At 61.5% G+C, this 12956-nt stretch carries 11 protein-coding genes; 8 read left to right on the forward strand and 3 right to left on the reverse strand.

Annotated elements, in window-relative coordinates; genetic code table 11:
- The first annotated feature begins 36 nt into the window (after window positions 1-36).
- The 5 genes from ABH15_RS07135 to ABH15_RS07155 all read left to right on the forward strand — a co-directional run bounded on the left by ABH15_RS07135 (window position 37) and on the right by ABH15_RS07155 (window position 5589).
- On the forward strand, window positions 37-2046 hold the full coding sequence (locus ABH15_RS07135) for an ATP-dependent DNA helicase (RefSeq protein ID WP_128694317.1): 2010 nt from the start codon (window positions 37-39) through the stop codon (window positions 2044-2046).
- On the forward strand, window positions 2037-2501 hold the full coding sequence (locus ABH15_RS07140) for a methylated-DNA--[protein]-cysteine S-methyltransferase (RefSeq protein ID WP_128693673.1): 465 nt from the start codon (window positions 2037-2039) through the stop codon (window positions 2499-2501). The genes ABH15_RS07135 and ABH15_RS07140 overlap by 10 nt, the downstream gene beginning before the upstream one ends.
- 20 nt (window positions 2502-2521) lie before the next feature.
- Entirely contained in the window at window positions 2522-3445 is a 924-nt protein-coding gene (locus ABH15_RS07145) for a ketopantoate reductase family protein (RefSeq protein ID WP_128693674.1), read from the forward strand.
- Between the two features lie 5 nt (window positions 3446-3450).
- On the forward strand, window positions 3451-4056 hold the full coding sequence (gene mobA / locus ABH15_RS07150; RefSeq protein WP_128693675.1) for a molybdenum cofactor guanylyltransferase: 606 nt from the start codon (window positions 3451-3453) through the stop codon (window positions 4054-4056).
- Between the two features lie 306 nt (window positions 4057-4362).
- Window positions 4363-5589 carry a WD40 repeat domain-containing protein gene (locus tag ABH15_RS07155; RefSeq protein WP_128693676.1) on the forward strand — a complete coding sequence of 409 codons (1227 nt, stop codon included), beginning with the start codon at window positions 4363-4365 and terminating at the stop codon, window positions 5587-5589.
- 29 nt (window positions 5590-5618) lie between these two features.
- Here ABH15_RS07155 and ABH15_RS07160 read toward each other — a convergent pair whose 3' ends face one another.
- Both ABH15_RS07160 and ABH15_RS07165 read right to left on the reverse strand, forming a co-directional pair.
- Window positions 5619-6383, reverse strand: a complete 765-nt coding sequence (locus ABH15_RS07160) for a dihydroorotate dehydrogenase electron transfer subunit (RefSeq protein ID WP_128693677.1) — start codon at window positions 6381-6383, stop codon at window positions 5619-5621.
- Window positions 6376-7263: a dihydroorotate dehydrogenase gene (locus ABH15_RS07165; RefSeq protein ID WP_128693678.1), complete on the reverse strand. Its 888-nt coding sequence runs from the start codon at window positions 7261-7263 to the stop codon at window positions 6376-6378. Before ABH15_RS07165 ends, ABH15_RS07160 begins: the two co-directional genes overlap by 8 nt.
- Window positions 7264-7482: 219 nt before the next feature.
- On the opposite strand from ABH15_RS07165, the gene ABH15_RS07170 reads away from it, so the two are divergent.
- Both ABH15_RS07170 and ABH15_RS07175 read left to right on the forward strand, forming a co-directional pair.
- A complete protein-coding gene (locus tag ABH15_RS07170) occupies window positions 7483-8349 on the forward strand; it encodes a malate dehydrogenase (protein WP_128693679.1) in 867 nt (288 codons plus the stop codon).
- Window positions 8342-10792, forward strand: a complete 2451-nt coding sequence (locus ABH15_RS07175) for a DNA-directed DNA polymerase (RefSeq protein WP_128693680.1) — start codon at window positions 8342-8344, stop codon at window positions 10790-10792. The genes ABH15_RS07170 and ABH15_RS07175 overlap by 8 nt, the downstream gene beginning before the upstream one ends.
- Window positions 10793-11037: 245 nt before the next feature.
- Here the strand turns inward: ABH15_RS07175 and ABH15_RS07180 are convergent, their stop codons facing one another.
- Window positions 11038-11469, reverse strand: coding sequence for a hypothetical protein (locus tag ABH15_RS07180; RefSeq protein ID WP_128693681.1), 432 nt, complete (start codon window positions 11467-11469; stop codon window positions 11038-11040).
- A 178-nt stretch (window positions 11470-11647) separates the two neighbouring features.
- On the opposite strand from ABH15_RS07180, the gene ABH15_RS07185 reads away from it, so the two are divergent.
- Complete coding sequence (locus tag ABH15_RS07185; RefSeq protein WP_128693682.1) at window positions 11648-12835, forward strand: RNA-guided endonuclease InsQ/TnpB family protein; 1188 nt, start codon at window positions 11648-11650, stop codon at window positions 12833-12835.
- The last annotated feature ends 121 nt before the right edge of the window (window positions 12836-12956 follow it).

Genomic DNA, 12956 nt, shown 5'->3' on the forward strand with positions numbered 1-12956 from the left:
ATAACTAACAAGCCCTCCGACGTCGAAGTATAGATGATGGATACCCTCGACGACTGGTTCCCGTACAGCAGTTACCGCCCCCACCAGCGGGAGATGCTCGAGCTTGCAGCATCCTCGGCGAGAGATGGCGGCATCGCGATGGTCGACGCCCCCACCGGCAGCGGTAAGTCGAGCGTCGTCTCGGCGCTGCTTGCCGAGAGTCGGGGGAGAAAAGTGATCATCGGGGTGCGCACCATCAGTCAGCTCAACACGTTCATGCGGGAGCTTGCGATGATCCGCAAAAAGCGTGGCTCTCTCAAATTCGCGTATCTCATCGGGAAGGGGAGCATGTGCCCTCTTCGCGGAGAGGGGGATATCTACCGGCGGTGCGAGGGCGTGAAAGCCTTCTCGACGGCTCTCATGCGGGAGCGGGCGCAGAAGGGGTCGCTCATACCGGCGAACGACCGGCAGATCCGCCAGCAGATCCGGAAGATGGATCTCGATCACCCGCTCATCTGCCCCTACTACGTCCACGCGAAGTCGTATGTCGAGCCTGAGGACGCGGGGCTGAAGATGATCCCCTCGGCGGCGCTCCGCGTCCGTGCCGAGCGGGTGCGTAACGAGCTGATCCTGCCCGACCAGCTCGTCAAGTTCTGCGGCGAGATCTGCCCGTACGAGACGATGCTGCATGCCGCACGGGAAGCGGACGTCATCCTCGTGAACTTCCACCACCTCTTCAACGACGCTATCCGCGAGCAGCTCTACCAGTCGCTCGATATCGACGGCGGCGATGCTCTTCTCCTGATCGACGAGGCGCACAACTGCGGGGAGGTCGTCCAGAGCATCGAGAGCGTGGTGCTGGAGGAGCGCGATCTCGAACAGGCGGCAAACGAGCTTGCCCACCAGCGCAAGACAAGCAAGGAAGCGGATGCGATCCAGCACCTCCTCCCGCCGGTCCGCCAGTTCATGGAGGCGCTGAAGGCGTCGCGGGAGACCGAAGACTGGTTCGAGCCTGCCATCTTCCAGAAGATGATTATGAAAGGCTCGCTCTACCCGAGTATGGAGGCGATCGTCGACGATCTCCTCAAGATCAGCGAGGGTCTCCGCGAGCGGAACTTAAAAGCCGGAGAGTTCCGCGAGAGCGCCATCGAGCGGCTCTGCGAGTTCTTCTACCGGATCTTCCGTTCGGCGGCCGATCCTGCATTCCTCACCGTCTACCGGCGGGACGACGACGGGAACGTCGCGCTCGAGGTGCGCAACATCGACCCGAGCACGAAGCTGCAGGATATCGCCCAGGCGCACGCCTGCTGCATCCTCATCTCGGGGACGCTCTCGCCGATCGAGAGCTACCGCCGCTACTACTTCGGCGACCTTCCTGTCCGGACGCTCTCGCTCCCGAACGCCTTTCCGAAGGAGAACCGGCTCATCCTCGCGGCGACCGATATCACCACCGCGTACTCGATGCGCCGCGACCCGCAGAACCTCGCACGGCTCGACGAGTACATCCGCACCTTCGCGACCCTCCCCGGAAACCTCGCTATCTACTTCCCCTCGTACGATCTCCTCAACACCTTCGCGGAACGGTGCTCGCGGAGTATTCGGGGCAAGCAGGTCTTCATCGAACCGAAAGGGGCGGCAGATGCGAGTGCGGCGCTAAAGGAGTTCATGGCGCTCCCGGGCCAGCGTAAGTCCGGGATCCTCTTTGCGGTCAGCGGCGGGAAGTGGAGCGAAGGGCTCGACTACCGGGGCGACCTCCTTGCAGGAGCGCTTGTCATCGGCCTCCCCCTCGCGCCCTTCAACCAGGTACGGAAGATGGTGATCGAGTACTTCCGGATGAAGTTCGGAGAAGAGGGTGAGTTCATCAGCTACACCCTGCCCGCGATCAACCGTGCCCTGCAGGCGCTCGGGCGGGTGCTCCGGACGCCGGAGGATCGGGGCGTGCTGGTGCTCGGGGAGAAGCGGTTCCTCGAACCCCGGGTGAAGGGCGGCCTCCCCCCCTGGATGCAGACGGAGATGGTGGCGTGCGAGGTAGAAGGATTCAAAGCGGCGGTCTCGGGATGGAGATAACGACCGGTGCCTGCAGGCTCGGTCTCTGGTTCGTGCACGTCTCCTGGCAGGGCGACCTCGTCCTCCGTGTTCGGTTCTCCCGGCAGGGGGTGGAGAGCAGCGTGCCCGCTCCGATCCGCCGCTACTGTGCCGGGCAGCGGGAAGACCTCCTCGCCCTTACGAGCACCGCGACCGAAGGGGACTCGGTTATGGCGCGGATCTACCGCGAGGTGCGGCGTGTTCCCTACGGAGAGACCGCGACCTACGGGGCGATTGCCGCGAAGGTCGGGACGGCGCCGCGTGTCGTGGGGATGGCCATGGCACGGAATCCGACGCCGCTCGTCATCCCCTGCCACCGTATCGTCGCGAAAGGCGGTATCGGAGGATTCTCGCCCGAGGTTGGGATTAAGGAGCATCTCCTCTCTCTGGAACGGAGGGCTGCCCGAAAAAACGGAGAGTTTAACCCCGATCTTTGACAAAGTGATACGAGTAATCTATGAAGGTTGTAATTCTTGGTGCGGGGGCGGTCGGTCTCACCGTCGCCGCGAAGCTCTCGGCTGTCTGTGAGGTTCACGCGGTCTGCCGGAAACGTCATGCCGACCGCATCAGGGAGCGGGGATTCCTCCTGACCGGTATCTGGGGTGAGGGCACGTACCGGTTCAGTTGCTCCGAGGCTCTTCCCGAAGGGAGCGATCCGGACTACTTCATCATCACCTCCAAGTCCACCGGCACGGAAGCGATCTGCAGGGAGTATGCCGATGCACTCCGCGGGCACGAGGTGGTCAGTCTCCAGAATGGCATCGGCAACGAGGAGATCATCGCCCGGTATACCGATCGCGTCATCGGCGGCATGATCATCACGGGGTTTGAGTGGCGCGGCGATGCGGCGGTGCACGTCTCTGTGGAGGCGTCGCCGATGAAACTCGGACGGTTCCCGGAAGGGATCGATGATGCGGTCATGCGGCTCGTACGCCTCATCGAAAGCGCCGGGATGAATGTCCTTCCCGGCGATGCGATCAGGAGCGACATCTGGTCGAAGACGCTCTACAACTGTGCCTTAAACCCGCTCGGCGCCCTCGCCGACGTCCCGTACGGGAAACTTGCCGACCCGCACGCCTGGCGGATCGTCACCGAGCTCGTCCGGGAGGTCTGCCAGGTTGCAGAGGCGGAAGGCATCCGGCTTCCCTGGAAGACCCCGGCCGAGTACCTTGCGTTCCTCCGGGACACCCAGCTCCCGGCGACTGCGGCGCACCACTCCTCGATGCTCCAGGACCTTAAAAGCGGGCGGAGGACCGAGATCGATTTCCTGAACGGCGCGGTGGTATCCCGGGGGCGCCTGCACGGCATCCCGGTGGCCTACAACGCCTGCATCACCGAACAGATCCGGTTCCGCGAGGAACTCGGACGGGAAGGACGGTAGGTCTCGTGCGGTCTGCCGTCGTCCTTGTTGGTGGAGAGGCACGCCGTGCCGGCGGCCGGGAGAAGTACTTCTTCACCTACCACGGGAAGACCTTCATCGACCGGCTCCTCGATACGCTGCATGCGGTCGTGGACGAGGTCGTGGTGGTGGCCCGTAATCCCGGGCAGTGCGAGCGGTTCGCCGAGATCGAAAGCATCCGGTGCATCCACGATCTCCGGCAGGGAATCGGGCCTATCGGCGGTCTGCATGCGGGGTCGCAGGCGGTGCATGGGGAGCTTATCTTCGTTGCGGCCTGCGATATGCCCTGCATCAGCCGCGATGTCATAGAGATGCTCTTCGAGAGCATCGGTGACTGTGATGCGGCTATCCCCTGCTGGAATCGGGAGATGCTCGAACCGCTCCACGCCGTCTACCGGAGGTCGGCACTCCTCGAGTACCTGAGCGAGCACGAGTCGCTCTCGCTCCGGACGATGGTTCGGAACCTCAACACCCGGTACGTAGCTATGGACCGTATCCGTCAGATCGACCCGGAACTCCGCACCTTCGTCAATATCAATAAGCTCGAGGAGCTCGGGGAGATCGACGGCCTTGCTGCAGATCGGGATCCGTAGCCCTGGAGCTGCAGGGTGCCGCAGTTTGCGGGCAGGGATGCTCCGGCCAACCGGGTGCCCGGGATAAATGTTCTCCGCTCTTTTCCCGGAATGTTCCGGGGCTCTTTCTATGGATTAACACGGCTTTCCGGCGTGCATGAGTTGGATGCCCTTCTTCCCGCTGGTTTTACCGGATAGAAGCCTTTAGGTGGAAAGAACGATTCCCGATATCCTCTCTATTAATTTAACTGTGTTTATTCAATTGCAATGGTGATCCAATCTCGCTGACAGGAACATATATATATATTCCTGATCAGTGACGGTTCCATGATTGTGGGGGAAAGCGCGCCGGTGAACCGTAACCCTGCCGGCGGCAGTAGAGAGGCTCACCCTCCCGTGCAGAAGAGATCGATGATCCGGCGAAGTCGCCCCGGACTGATCGCATGCGGCCTGCTCGTTCTTGCCGTGCTGCTCTGCGGCACCGCTTCGGCAGAGGAAGAGGCTTACGGCCTCCTCTGGAAGGCCGAAATGACCGCTCCGGTATCCGGGATGGGCATCTCACTCGACGGCTCGACGATAGCGGTCGGTGCGGGGAGCACACTCTATCTCTTCGATAAAAACGGACATGAACTCTGGTCGGAGCCTATCGGCGGTCAGATTCAGGGCGTCGGGCTCTCTCCCGAAGGTTCGCACATCGGTGTCGCCGCCGATAAACTCTACCTCTTCGATCGCGAAGGCAACCTGCTCTGGACGGAGAAGACCAATAACTTCCCCTATCATGACGTCGCCCTCTCTTCGAACGCGTCGAATATCGCCGGTGCATGTGACGACGGTACGATCTACGTCTTTGACTCCGAGCAGGAGGTGCTCTGGGACGCAAGCCTCGGCGCCGACTGTTACGGGATCGCCATCTCGAACGACGGGAGGTTCATCGCAGCAGGGTGCGGCGATCAGGGTGTCTACCTCCTCCTGAACGGTGAAGGGACGCTCTGGAGCTACGGCACAGGAAAGGCGGTGGCCAGCATCGGGATGTCGCCGACCGGGGGCTACATCGTGGCCGGTTCTCTCGACCGGTGCGTCTACCTCTCCACCCGCGGGGGCGACCATCTCTGGAAGTACCCGGCCACCAAGCCGATCCATGGGGTTGCCGTCGCATCGAACCAGGGCGGCGTTGCCGCCGGGTCGGGTGATACCGTCTACCTCTTCAAGAATGACGGCGAGCTGGCCTGGAAGTACCGGGTGGGGAGCAGTATTGAGGACCTCGAGATCTCGGCAGACGGAGCGGTTGTAGCCGTCGGAACCGGCATGGGAGGAAACAGCCTCTACCTCTTCACGAACGACCGGGCTCTCCTTGGCGAAAATACAACCGGAGATCAGGAGGGCGAAGGTGCATTGGAAGACGTTGTTCCGGTGAACAGCACCTCTGATACCGGTGACGAGAACGTGTCGGTATCGGCGAATGCTTCCGGCACCACGGGAGCTGCCGGCAGTATGCTTGCCTGGATCGATAATCTCCTCGCCATCCTCTTCAACCGTGCTCCCGGGGAGTTTTAGGGGCGGGGTCCCGTCCCCGCCGGAGGAGTTCAGAGGTTTTTTCGCTGCCCGCTCGCATCCCGTGTATAGTGCCCGAACTCGCTTGCGATCAACCGATCGCCGGTGAAGACCGGGCCGTCGCGGCAGACCCGGAGGCCGCCCGGGTCGGTGCAGCAGGAGCCGCAGATGCCGATGCCGCACTTCATATAGCGGTGGAGCGAGAACTGCCCGCGGTCGGTGCATCCGTGCCGCTCGAGGATGCCAAGGACGGCGCGCATCATCACCTCGGGGCCGCAGACGCAGATATGATCGAAGTCGATCGGATCGATCCGGCCGAGGAGATCGGTGACGAACCCGTGATGCCCTGCCGATCCGTCGTCGGTGGCCGTAAAGAGGGTCGTCGTCTCCGCGAGCCGGTCAGCAAAGATCAGATCTTCAGCCGAACGTGCACCGAGCAGGAAGACGTCGACCAGTCCCGCGGTCGCGAGGGGGTGGAGCGGGGATACGCCAATCCCGCCACCGACGGCAAGCGTCCTGCCGGTTACGGCAAACCCGTTCCCGAAGGGCCCCCGGATCCCGATCTGATCCCCGACGCCGAGTGAGAAGAGCGCTGCGGTGGCGTCCCCGACCTTCTGGACGGTGATGGCGTCGGTCGCGGAGAGTGCCATCGGAATCTCATCGACGCCCGGCACCCAGACCATCACGAACTGGCCGGGGTTGAACGGTATCTCTTGATCGAAGGTGAACGTCCGTATCGAGGGGCTCTCCTCCGTGATCCGGGTGATGGTAACCCCGATCGGCATCTGTTCACGCATGGGCGCACCCCACGATTCCGGCAGGGTCTTCCCCGTCCGGCGCATAGAGGTCGCCTGCAATCGTCGCGAATATCCCGATATCGTCCATAACGGCGCTTCCTATCTCGACGGCGCTCGCTCCCGCCATCATCATCTCCACCACGTTGTCGGCGGTCGTAATGCCGCCGCATCCGACGATCGGTATCGAGCAGGCTTCGTATAAGTCATAAACCGACCTGACGGCTACCGGGAAGACGGCCGGCCCGGAGAGGCCGCCGAACGTGTTGCCGAGAACCGGCCGCCGGAGCGCCGTCGAGATCCGCATCGCTTTTAGCGTGTTTATCGCGACGATCGCAGTCGCACCGCCGCGCTGCGCCGCCCGGCCGCATTCGGCGATATCCGTCACGTTCGGGGTGAGTTTTACCCACGTGGGGAGGCCGAGGCGGCTGACGGCACGGGTGCACGCCTCCACTATGGCAGGATCGCTTCCGAGTGCCGCACCGTAGCCCGCGGCGTGCGGGCAGCTTACGTTCAGTTCAAAACCTGCAGCATTGCCGGCAAACCAGCCGGCGACGGTGGCAAACTCTTCAGGGTTTCCCCCGAAGATACTGACGACCACGGGCTGGCCGCGGATTGCTTCGAGTTCGCGGGTGAACCCTGACGAGGGGTTCGGGAGTCCCATGGCATTGAGGACTCCTCCGTCGACCGTCACGACGCATGGGCCGTGATGCCCGGCTTTCGGCTCGGGGCCGATGGACTTGGTGACCACACCTCCCGCTCCGCTTGCAAGGATACGGGCGAGTGAGGCTCCGGTTGTTCCGAGGATACCTGCCGCCAGCAGGAGGTGATTATTCAGTCGGAGACCTCCGACGTTGATGGGGCCTGGTTTGAGCGTAACCATTCTGAGAAGAGCTTTGGCGTTACGTATTATTATAGTGTCGAGCCAATACTAGAATAGAAATGCCGGAAAAATGCCCCGCCAGCGGGCTTTTCCGTGACGGCGTCTCTGCGGAAGCGGGCGATCCAGTGTGGCATAGTGCCCTCCCGCGGATATGGGATACCCCCAAGCGAGTGGTATCCGGTTTTTAATCTCTCATACCCCAATAGAGTTGTTGATAGCATGACCAGCCTTGCAGTAATGGGAGTAGGACGGGTGGGCGGAGAGACCGCGTACCTCGCCGCGGTGCTCGGCCTTGTCGACGAGATCATCATGCACGATGTCTACGAACCCCTCCTTCGTGCCCAGGTTCTCGATCTATGCCATACCGGGCTCGATGTTGCCGTCAGTACCGACACGGAAGCGATGCGGGATGCGGATATCTTCGTCTTCGCTGCGGGCACGCCGCGAAACCCGGGCATCAGGACCCGGGCGGATCTGCTCGAGGCGAACCTCCCTGTTGCCAGATCCTGCGGCAGGCACCTGAAGGGCTTTGAAGGGGTCGTCATCACGATCACGAACCCCATGGACGCGAACAACTACGCCCTCTCCAAGCTCATGGAGGTGGATCGGCGCCGCTGTATCGGATTCGGCGGTCAGCTCGACAGTGCACGGTTCGGCTGCATCCTCGGAAGCGAGAACCTCCGCGGCCCGGCCGTCGTGCTCGGCGAGCACGGCGAGCACCAGGTACCGATCTTCTCCCGGACCGGTCAGGTGGTCGCCCCCGAGCTCCGGGAGTCGATCCTCACCCGGCTCAGAGGTGCGAGCATGGAAGTGATTGCAGGCAAAGGCGGCACCGTCTTCGGGCCTGCCTGTCACATCGCCCGGCTCATCGAAGCGATCGTCCGTGACCGCCGGGAGGTGCTGCCCTGCTCGTGCATCGTCGACGGGGAGTACGGACTCTCCGGCTGCTCCATCGGCGTTCCCGCCCGTATCGGCCGGGAGGGTGTTCTCGCGATCGAGGAGTGGGATCTCGACCCCTGGGAGGCGGAGCGGATGCATGCCGCCGGAGCGTATATAAGAGACCTCGCACGGAGATTTGATGACTGAGGGAGTGCTCCGGGACGACGGCTGTTCGACGCAGGCCGGGGACACGTCTGCAGACTGCGACAGAGTGCGGTTCGGGATCCACCAGGTGGAGTACAGCGTCGGGGGCGAAGGATCGATCATCCACCTCTTCGGCCGCGACTCCGCGGGTGCCGCCGTCCGGCTCGACGTGACGGGTTTTCGCCCCTACTTCTACGCACCCGTCGAGCAGGTGGACGCCCGCAGCCACCCTGCGCAGGTTGATGTCGAAGCGGGCACGGTGTACCGCTCGATACGGGGAAAACCGCTCCGCCGCCTCTATACCCGGCGCCCGAGCGATGTCCGGGATGTCCGAGAGGGTTATGAGCACTACGAGGCCGATATTCCGTTTGCGACCCGCTTCATGATCGACTGCGGGCTCACCGCCGGTGTGGAGGCGCCGGCAGGCCCGACCGCCGACTACCGTGCTCTCACGCCTGACGACGTCCTCGCTCCCGCCCGCCACTGCATCATGGATATCGAGTGCGAGGACGAGCGGGGATTCCCCGAGCCTGAGCGCGATGCCATCATCAGCGTCACCTGCTGGGACTCGTTCGACGACGAGTACGTGACGCTTATCTGGCTCCCGGGCATGTCGACGGACGAGCCCTGCACCTTCGAGCCCGAGTTCTCCACGGGCGATGCGCACTCCGTCTTCCGGTTTCCGGACGAGGTCTCGATGCTCAAGGCACTCATCGCCTACGTCTGCGCCCGCGACCCGGATATTCTGAGCGGCTGGAACTTCACCGAGTTCGACGTTCCGTACCTTCTGCGGCGGATGGAGGTTCTCGGGCTTCGCACCGTGGATCTCTCCCGCCTCCCCGGTCAGACCGAGCGTAACGCCATCCGCGGAAGGGCGATCTTCGATCTCCTCGCCGCCTACAAGAAGATGCACCAGTCGCAGAAGGAGTCGTACCGGCTCGACGCGATCGGCGAGGAGGAACTCGGTATCAGGAAGGTCAGGTACGCCGGAACGCTCTCCGATCTCTGGCGGGACGACCCGGCAAAACTTGTGGAGTACAACTGTCGGGACGTCGAGCTCTGCGTCGGGATTAATAAGAAGAACAATATCATCGAGTTCTACCGCGAGATCGCCCGGTACGTCGGTTGCCCGCTCGACCGGACGCTGAACAGTTCGAACGTCATCGATATCTACATCCTCCGGAAATCCTCCGGGCAGTTTATCCTGCCCTCGAAGGGCTTTGCGGCCGGGGACGAGTTCGAGGGCGCCATCGTCTTCGAACCGGCGTCGGGCCTCCGCGAGAACGTGGTGGTCCTCGACTTAAAGAGTCTCTACCCGATGGCGATGATGACGATCAACGCCTCGCCCGAGACGAAAGACCCTGCGGGAGATCTCCGGGCGCCGAACGGGATCCGCTTTAAGAAAGAGCCCGACGGCCTGACGCGGAGCATCATCGCCGAGCTCCTCGAGGAGCGCGACCGGCGAAAGCAGCTCCGGAACACCTATCCGTTCGGATCGCCCGAGTACGTCCTCCTCGATCTGCAGCAGAACGTCCTGAAGGTGATCATGAACACCTACTACGGTGTCTCGGGGTACGCCCGGTTCCGTCTCTACGACCGGGAGATCGGCTCCGCGGTCACCTCGGTGGGACGGGCGATCATCCAGCATACGCGCGACGTGATCACCGGCATGGGGTATACCGTCCTCTACGGCGACACCGACTCCTGCATGATACAGGTGCCGCCCGGCGACCTTGATGCTATCATCCGGGCATCCCGCACGATGGAGGAGACGCTGAACGCGAGTTACGCCGAGTTTGCCCACGACGTCCTCGGCGCGGATACCCACTACTTCTCCATCAAGTTCGAGAAGGTCTACCGGCGGTTCTTCCAGGCCGGGAAGAAGAAACGTTACGCCGGTCATCTCGTCTGGAAGGAGGGAAAAGACGTCGACGAGGTCGACGTCGTGGGTTTCGAGATCCGCCGGAGCGACTCGCCGCAGATCACGCGTGAGGTCCAGCGGACCGTGATCGAGATGATCCTCAAGGGCGACGGCTACGAGGACGTGCGGGCGTACCTGCGGGACGTCATTCGGAAGTACCGGCGGGGCGAGTACCCCCTCGACGTGGTCGGCATCCCGGGCGGGATAGGGAAGACCCTCGATGCTTACGAGAACGACGATGCGCAGATCCGGGGCGCGAAGTACTCGAACGAGTATCTCGGCACCGACTTCAAGCGCGGCAGCAAACCAAAGCGCGTGTACATCCGGAATGTGACGGCGAAGTATCCGCGGACGGACGTCGTCTGCTTCGAGTATCCCGATCAGGTACCTCCGGAGTTTGTCGTGGACTGGGAGACGATGCTCGATAAGACACTGAAAGGACCCATCTCCCGGATCATCGAGCCGCTCGGGTGGGGATGGCACGACGTCGACCCGTCGAGGACGACGCTCTTTGATTTCGGGTAGCGACGGGCGAGCGGACTTTCTTGCTCTGCCGGTTTTGCCCTCTTCCGGCAGAGACCTTTTTAGATGACCCCGATGGAACGGGGAGTTACGCCCGCCGGCGACTCTTCGGCCTTCGCCGCTCGGACTTCCGGATACGTACCCCTCCTGCCCGTTCTCCGGGGGGTGATCGCCGCGGCTCCGTCTCCTCATACCCGGGGCTCGCGCTTTCGTAACGGTAAGAAAAAAGTGTGGATGGGAAGGTTCGGTTATGCGAGCCCTTTCTGCTGCCGCTCAGCCTCGACGGCCTCGCTCCGCTCGAGGTTCTTGGTCCAGGCGATCCGGTTTCCAAGAACCTTGTAGGAGTCGAGGCGGACGATATCGATACCCTCTGCGGTTGCCGGAACCTCGGCACCGGTCGGGACGACGAGAACCGCCCGGTCTACGGGCTTCTTCTGGCCTGCGAGGCTGCGGGTCTGGCTTGCGAGCTGCTCCAGCGCGCTTGCCGGGATCGCCTTCTCCATCTTGACGCCGACGAGGACGCGCTTGGTCTGCCCCTTCTCGCGGCGGGTAATTACGCACTCGGGCTGAACTGCGCCGTAGTCGGGTCTCCACTCAAACTCCCAGCCCTCTCGGGGAGCGTACTGTTTGCTCAGCGCCTTCATCACATCAAGGTACGTAGCATCTCGTGTAAAGCCCATTAAGTATACCTCTCTTTTACTCTATTGGTGCCGAATAATTTAACCTTGCCGGGAGTGAATGGCGGAGCAGGAAGTCCCCGGTCAACAGGTGCGGGGACGGCCGCTCCGCCGCCCATCTTCACTTTCACCCTGCACGGATCGAGTATACTCTTGTCCCTGACAAACTGTCCTGTTGCCTATGTTCATTTCCTACAAGTATCGGGCGTATCCAGATGCAACTGTCGAGACACGGCTGAACGTCGCCCTCGATACCTGTAGGTGGCTCTACAACAACCTTCTCGAAGAATGCACCGCTGCGCGGGAGAACGGAATCACTCCAACAATGCGGGAAACACAGGCCCGGATCGTTACGCTGAAGGACGAGAATCCTGCCCTGAAAGAAGTCTACTCCAAAGTGCTCCAGATGGTGAACGCTACTCTCTGGAGCAACATCGCTGCTCTCTCAGAGTCAAAGAAGAAGGGGCGAAAGATCGGCAAACTCAGGTTCAAGAGTGCATCTCGGTACCGGACGCTCAACTACAACCAATCCGGGTTCAAGATCGACAGGGAACACAGCACGATCACCTTCTCGAAGATCGGAACCGTTCCGTTCACGCTGCACCGGCCATACGCTGGAATGGTGAAGGGTGTCCTGATCACCCGTTCTGGAGAGCGGTGGTACGTGATCATTCAGGCAGAGATAGAAGTCTCCGAGCCAAAGCGCGAGGGTCGGTCTGTCGGCATCGACGTCGGGCTGAATTCGTTTGCAGTCGATAGTGACGGTATGGTGATCGAGAATCCTCGCTTCTATGAGCACTCATTGGCCAAGATCAGGAAGTTGCAGCAGAGTGTTACCCGGAAGCAACGCTTCTCGCAGAACTGGAAGAAGGCAAAGCGCAAGTTGGAGAAGGTCTATGATCATATCACGAACCAGAAGAAAGATTTCCTGCACAAACTCTCTCGACACTATGTTGACACGCACGCTACGATCTGTGTCGAAGACCTGGATATCAGAGGTCTGAAGGAAAAAGGCAACTTTACAGGACTGCACAGGAGCATTCATGATGCTTCGTGGGGACGATTCTATTCTTACCTCTCGTACAAGGCTGAAAGTGCTGGTACGAACCTCATCAAAGTCGATCCCCGAAATACATCACAGATATGCTCAAACTGTGGGAGTATCGTGAAAAAGGCGCTCTCCGAGAGAGTCCACAACTGTCCGTATTGCGGGTTTGTTGCCGATAGGGATTACAATGCTGCGGTGAATATTCACCGCACGGGGATGGAACAGCCCTTCGAGCCTGTGGAGTCGATACCTCTCCATCACGTCTCTGTGATGCAAGTATTGGCCATGAAGCAGGAAGCCACGCCCTTCAGGCCGGGGTAGTTCACTAGTTATAGTTTGTTGATGCAGCGTTTCCCTCTCCTGTTCGGGGAGGATCGACAGGGGATCGGCGGAGCAGGGAAATATATTTAGCATACCTTGGGCATTACGTTCGCGTGAGGTA

Origin of the sequence: Methanoculleus taiwanensis, assembly GCF_004102725.1 — an archaeon.
Taxonomy (GTDB): Archaea; Halobacteriota; Methanomicrobia; order Methanomicrobiales; family Methanoculleaceae; genus Methanoculleus_A; species Methanoculleus_A taiwanensis.

Coding starts and splice junctions, on each gene's coding strand:
- ABH15_RS07170 (WP_128693679.1), top strand. CDS start 7,483: ATGACCAGCCTTGCAGTAATGGGAGTAGGACGGGTGGGCGGAGAGACC.
- ABH15_RS07160 (WP_128693677.1), bottom strand. CDS start 6,383: ATGCGTGAACAGATGCCGATCGGGGTTACCATCACCCGGATCACGGAG.
- ABH15_RS07145 (WP_128693674.1), top strand. CDS start 2,522: ATGAAGGTTGTAATTCTTGGTGCGGGGGCGGTCGGTCTCACCGTCGCC.
- ABH15_RS07155 (WP_128693676.1), top strand. CDS start 4,363: ATGATTGTGGGGGAAAGCGCGCCGGTGAACCGTAACCCTGCCGGCGGC.
- ABH15_RS07185 (WP_128693682.1), top strand. CDS start 11,648: ATGTTCATTTCCTACAAGTATCGGGCGTATCCAGATGCAACTGTCGAG.
- ABH15_RS07165 (WP_128693678.1), bottom strand. CDS start 7,263: ATGGTTACGCTCAAACCAGGCCCCATCAACGTCGGAGGTCTCCGACTG.
- ABH15_RS07180 (WP_128693681.1), bottom strand. CDS start 11,469: ATGGGCTTTACACGAGATGCTACGTACCTTGATGTGATGAAGGCGCTG.
- ABH15_RS07135 (WP_128694317.1), top strand. CDS start 37: ATGGATACCCTCGACGACTGGTTCCCGTACAGCAGTTACCGCCCCCAC.
- ABH15_RS07140 (WP_128693673.1), top strand. CDS start 2,037: ATGGAGATAACGACCGGTGCCTGCAGGCTCGGTCTCTGGTTCGTGCAC.
- ABH15_RS07175 (WP_128693680.1), top strand. CDS start 8,342: ATGACTGAGGGAGTGCTCCGGGACGACGGCTGTTCGACGCAGGCCGGG.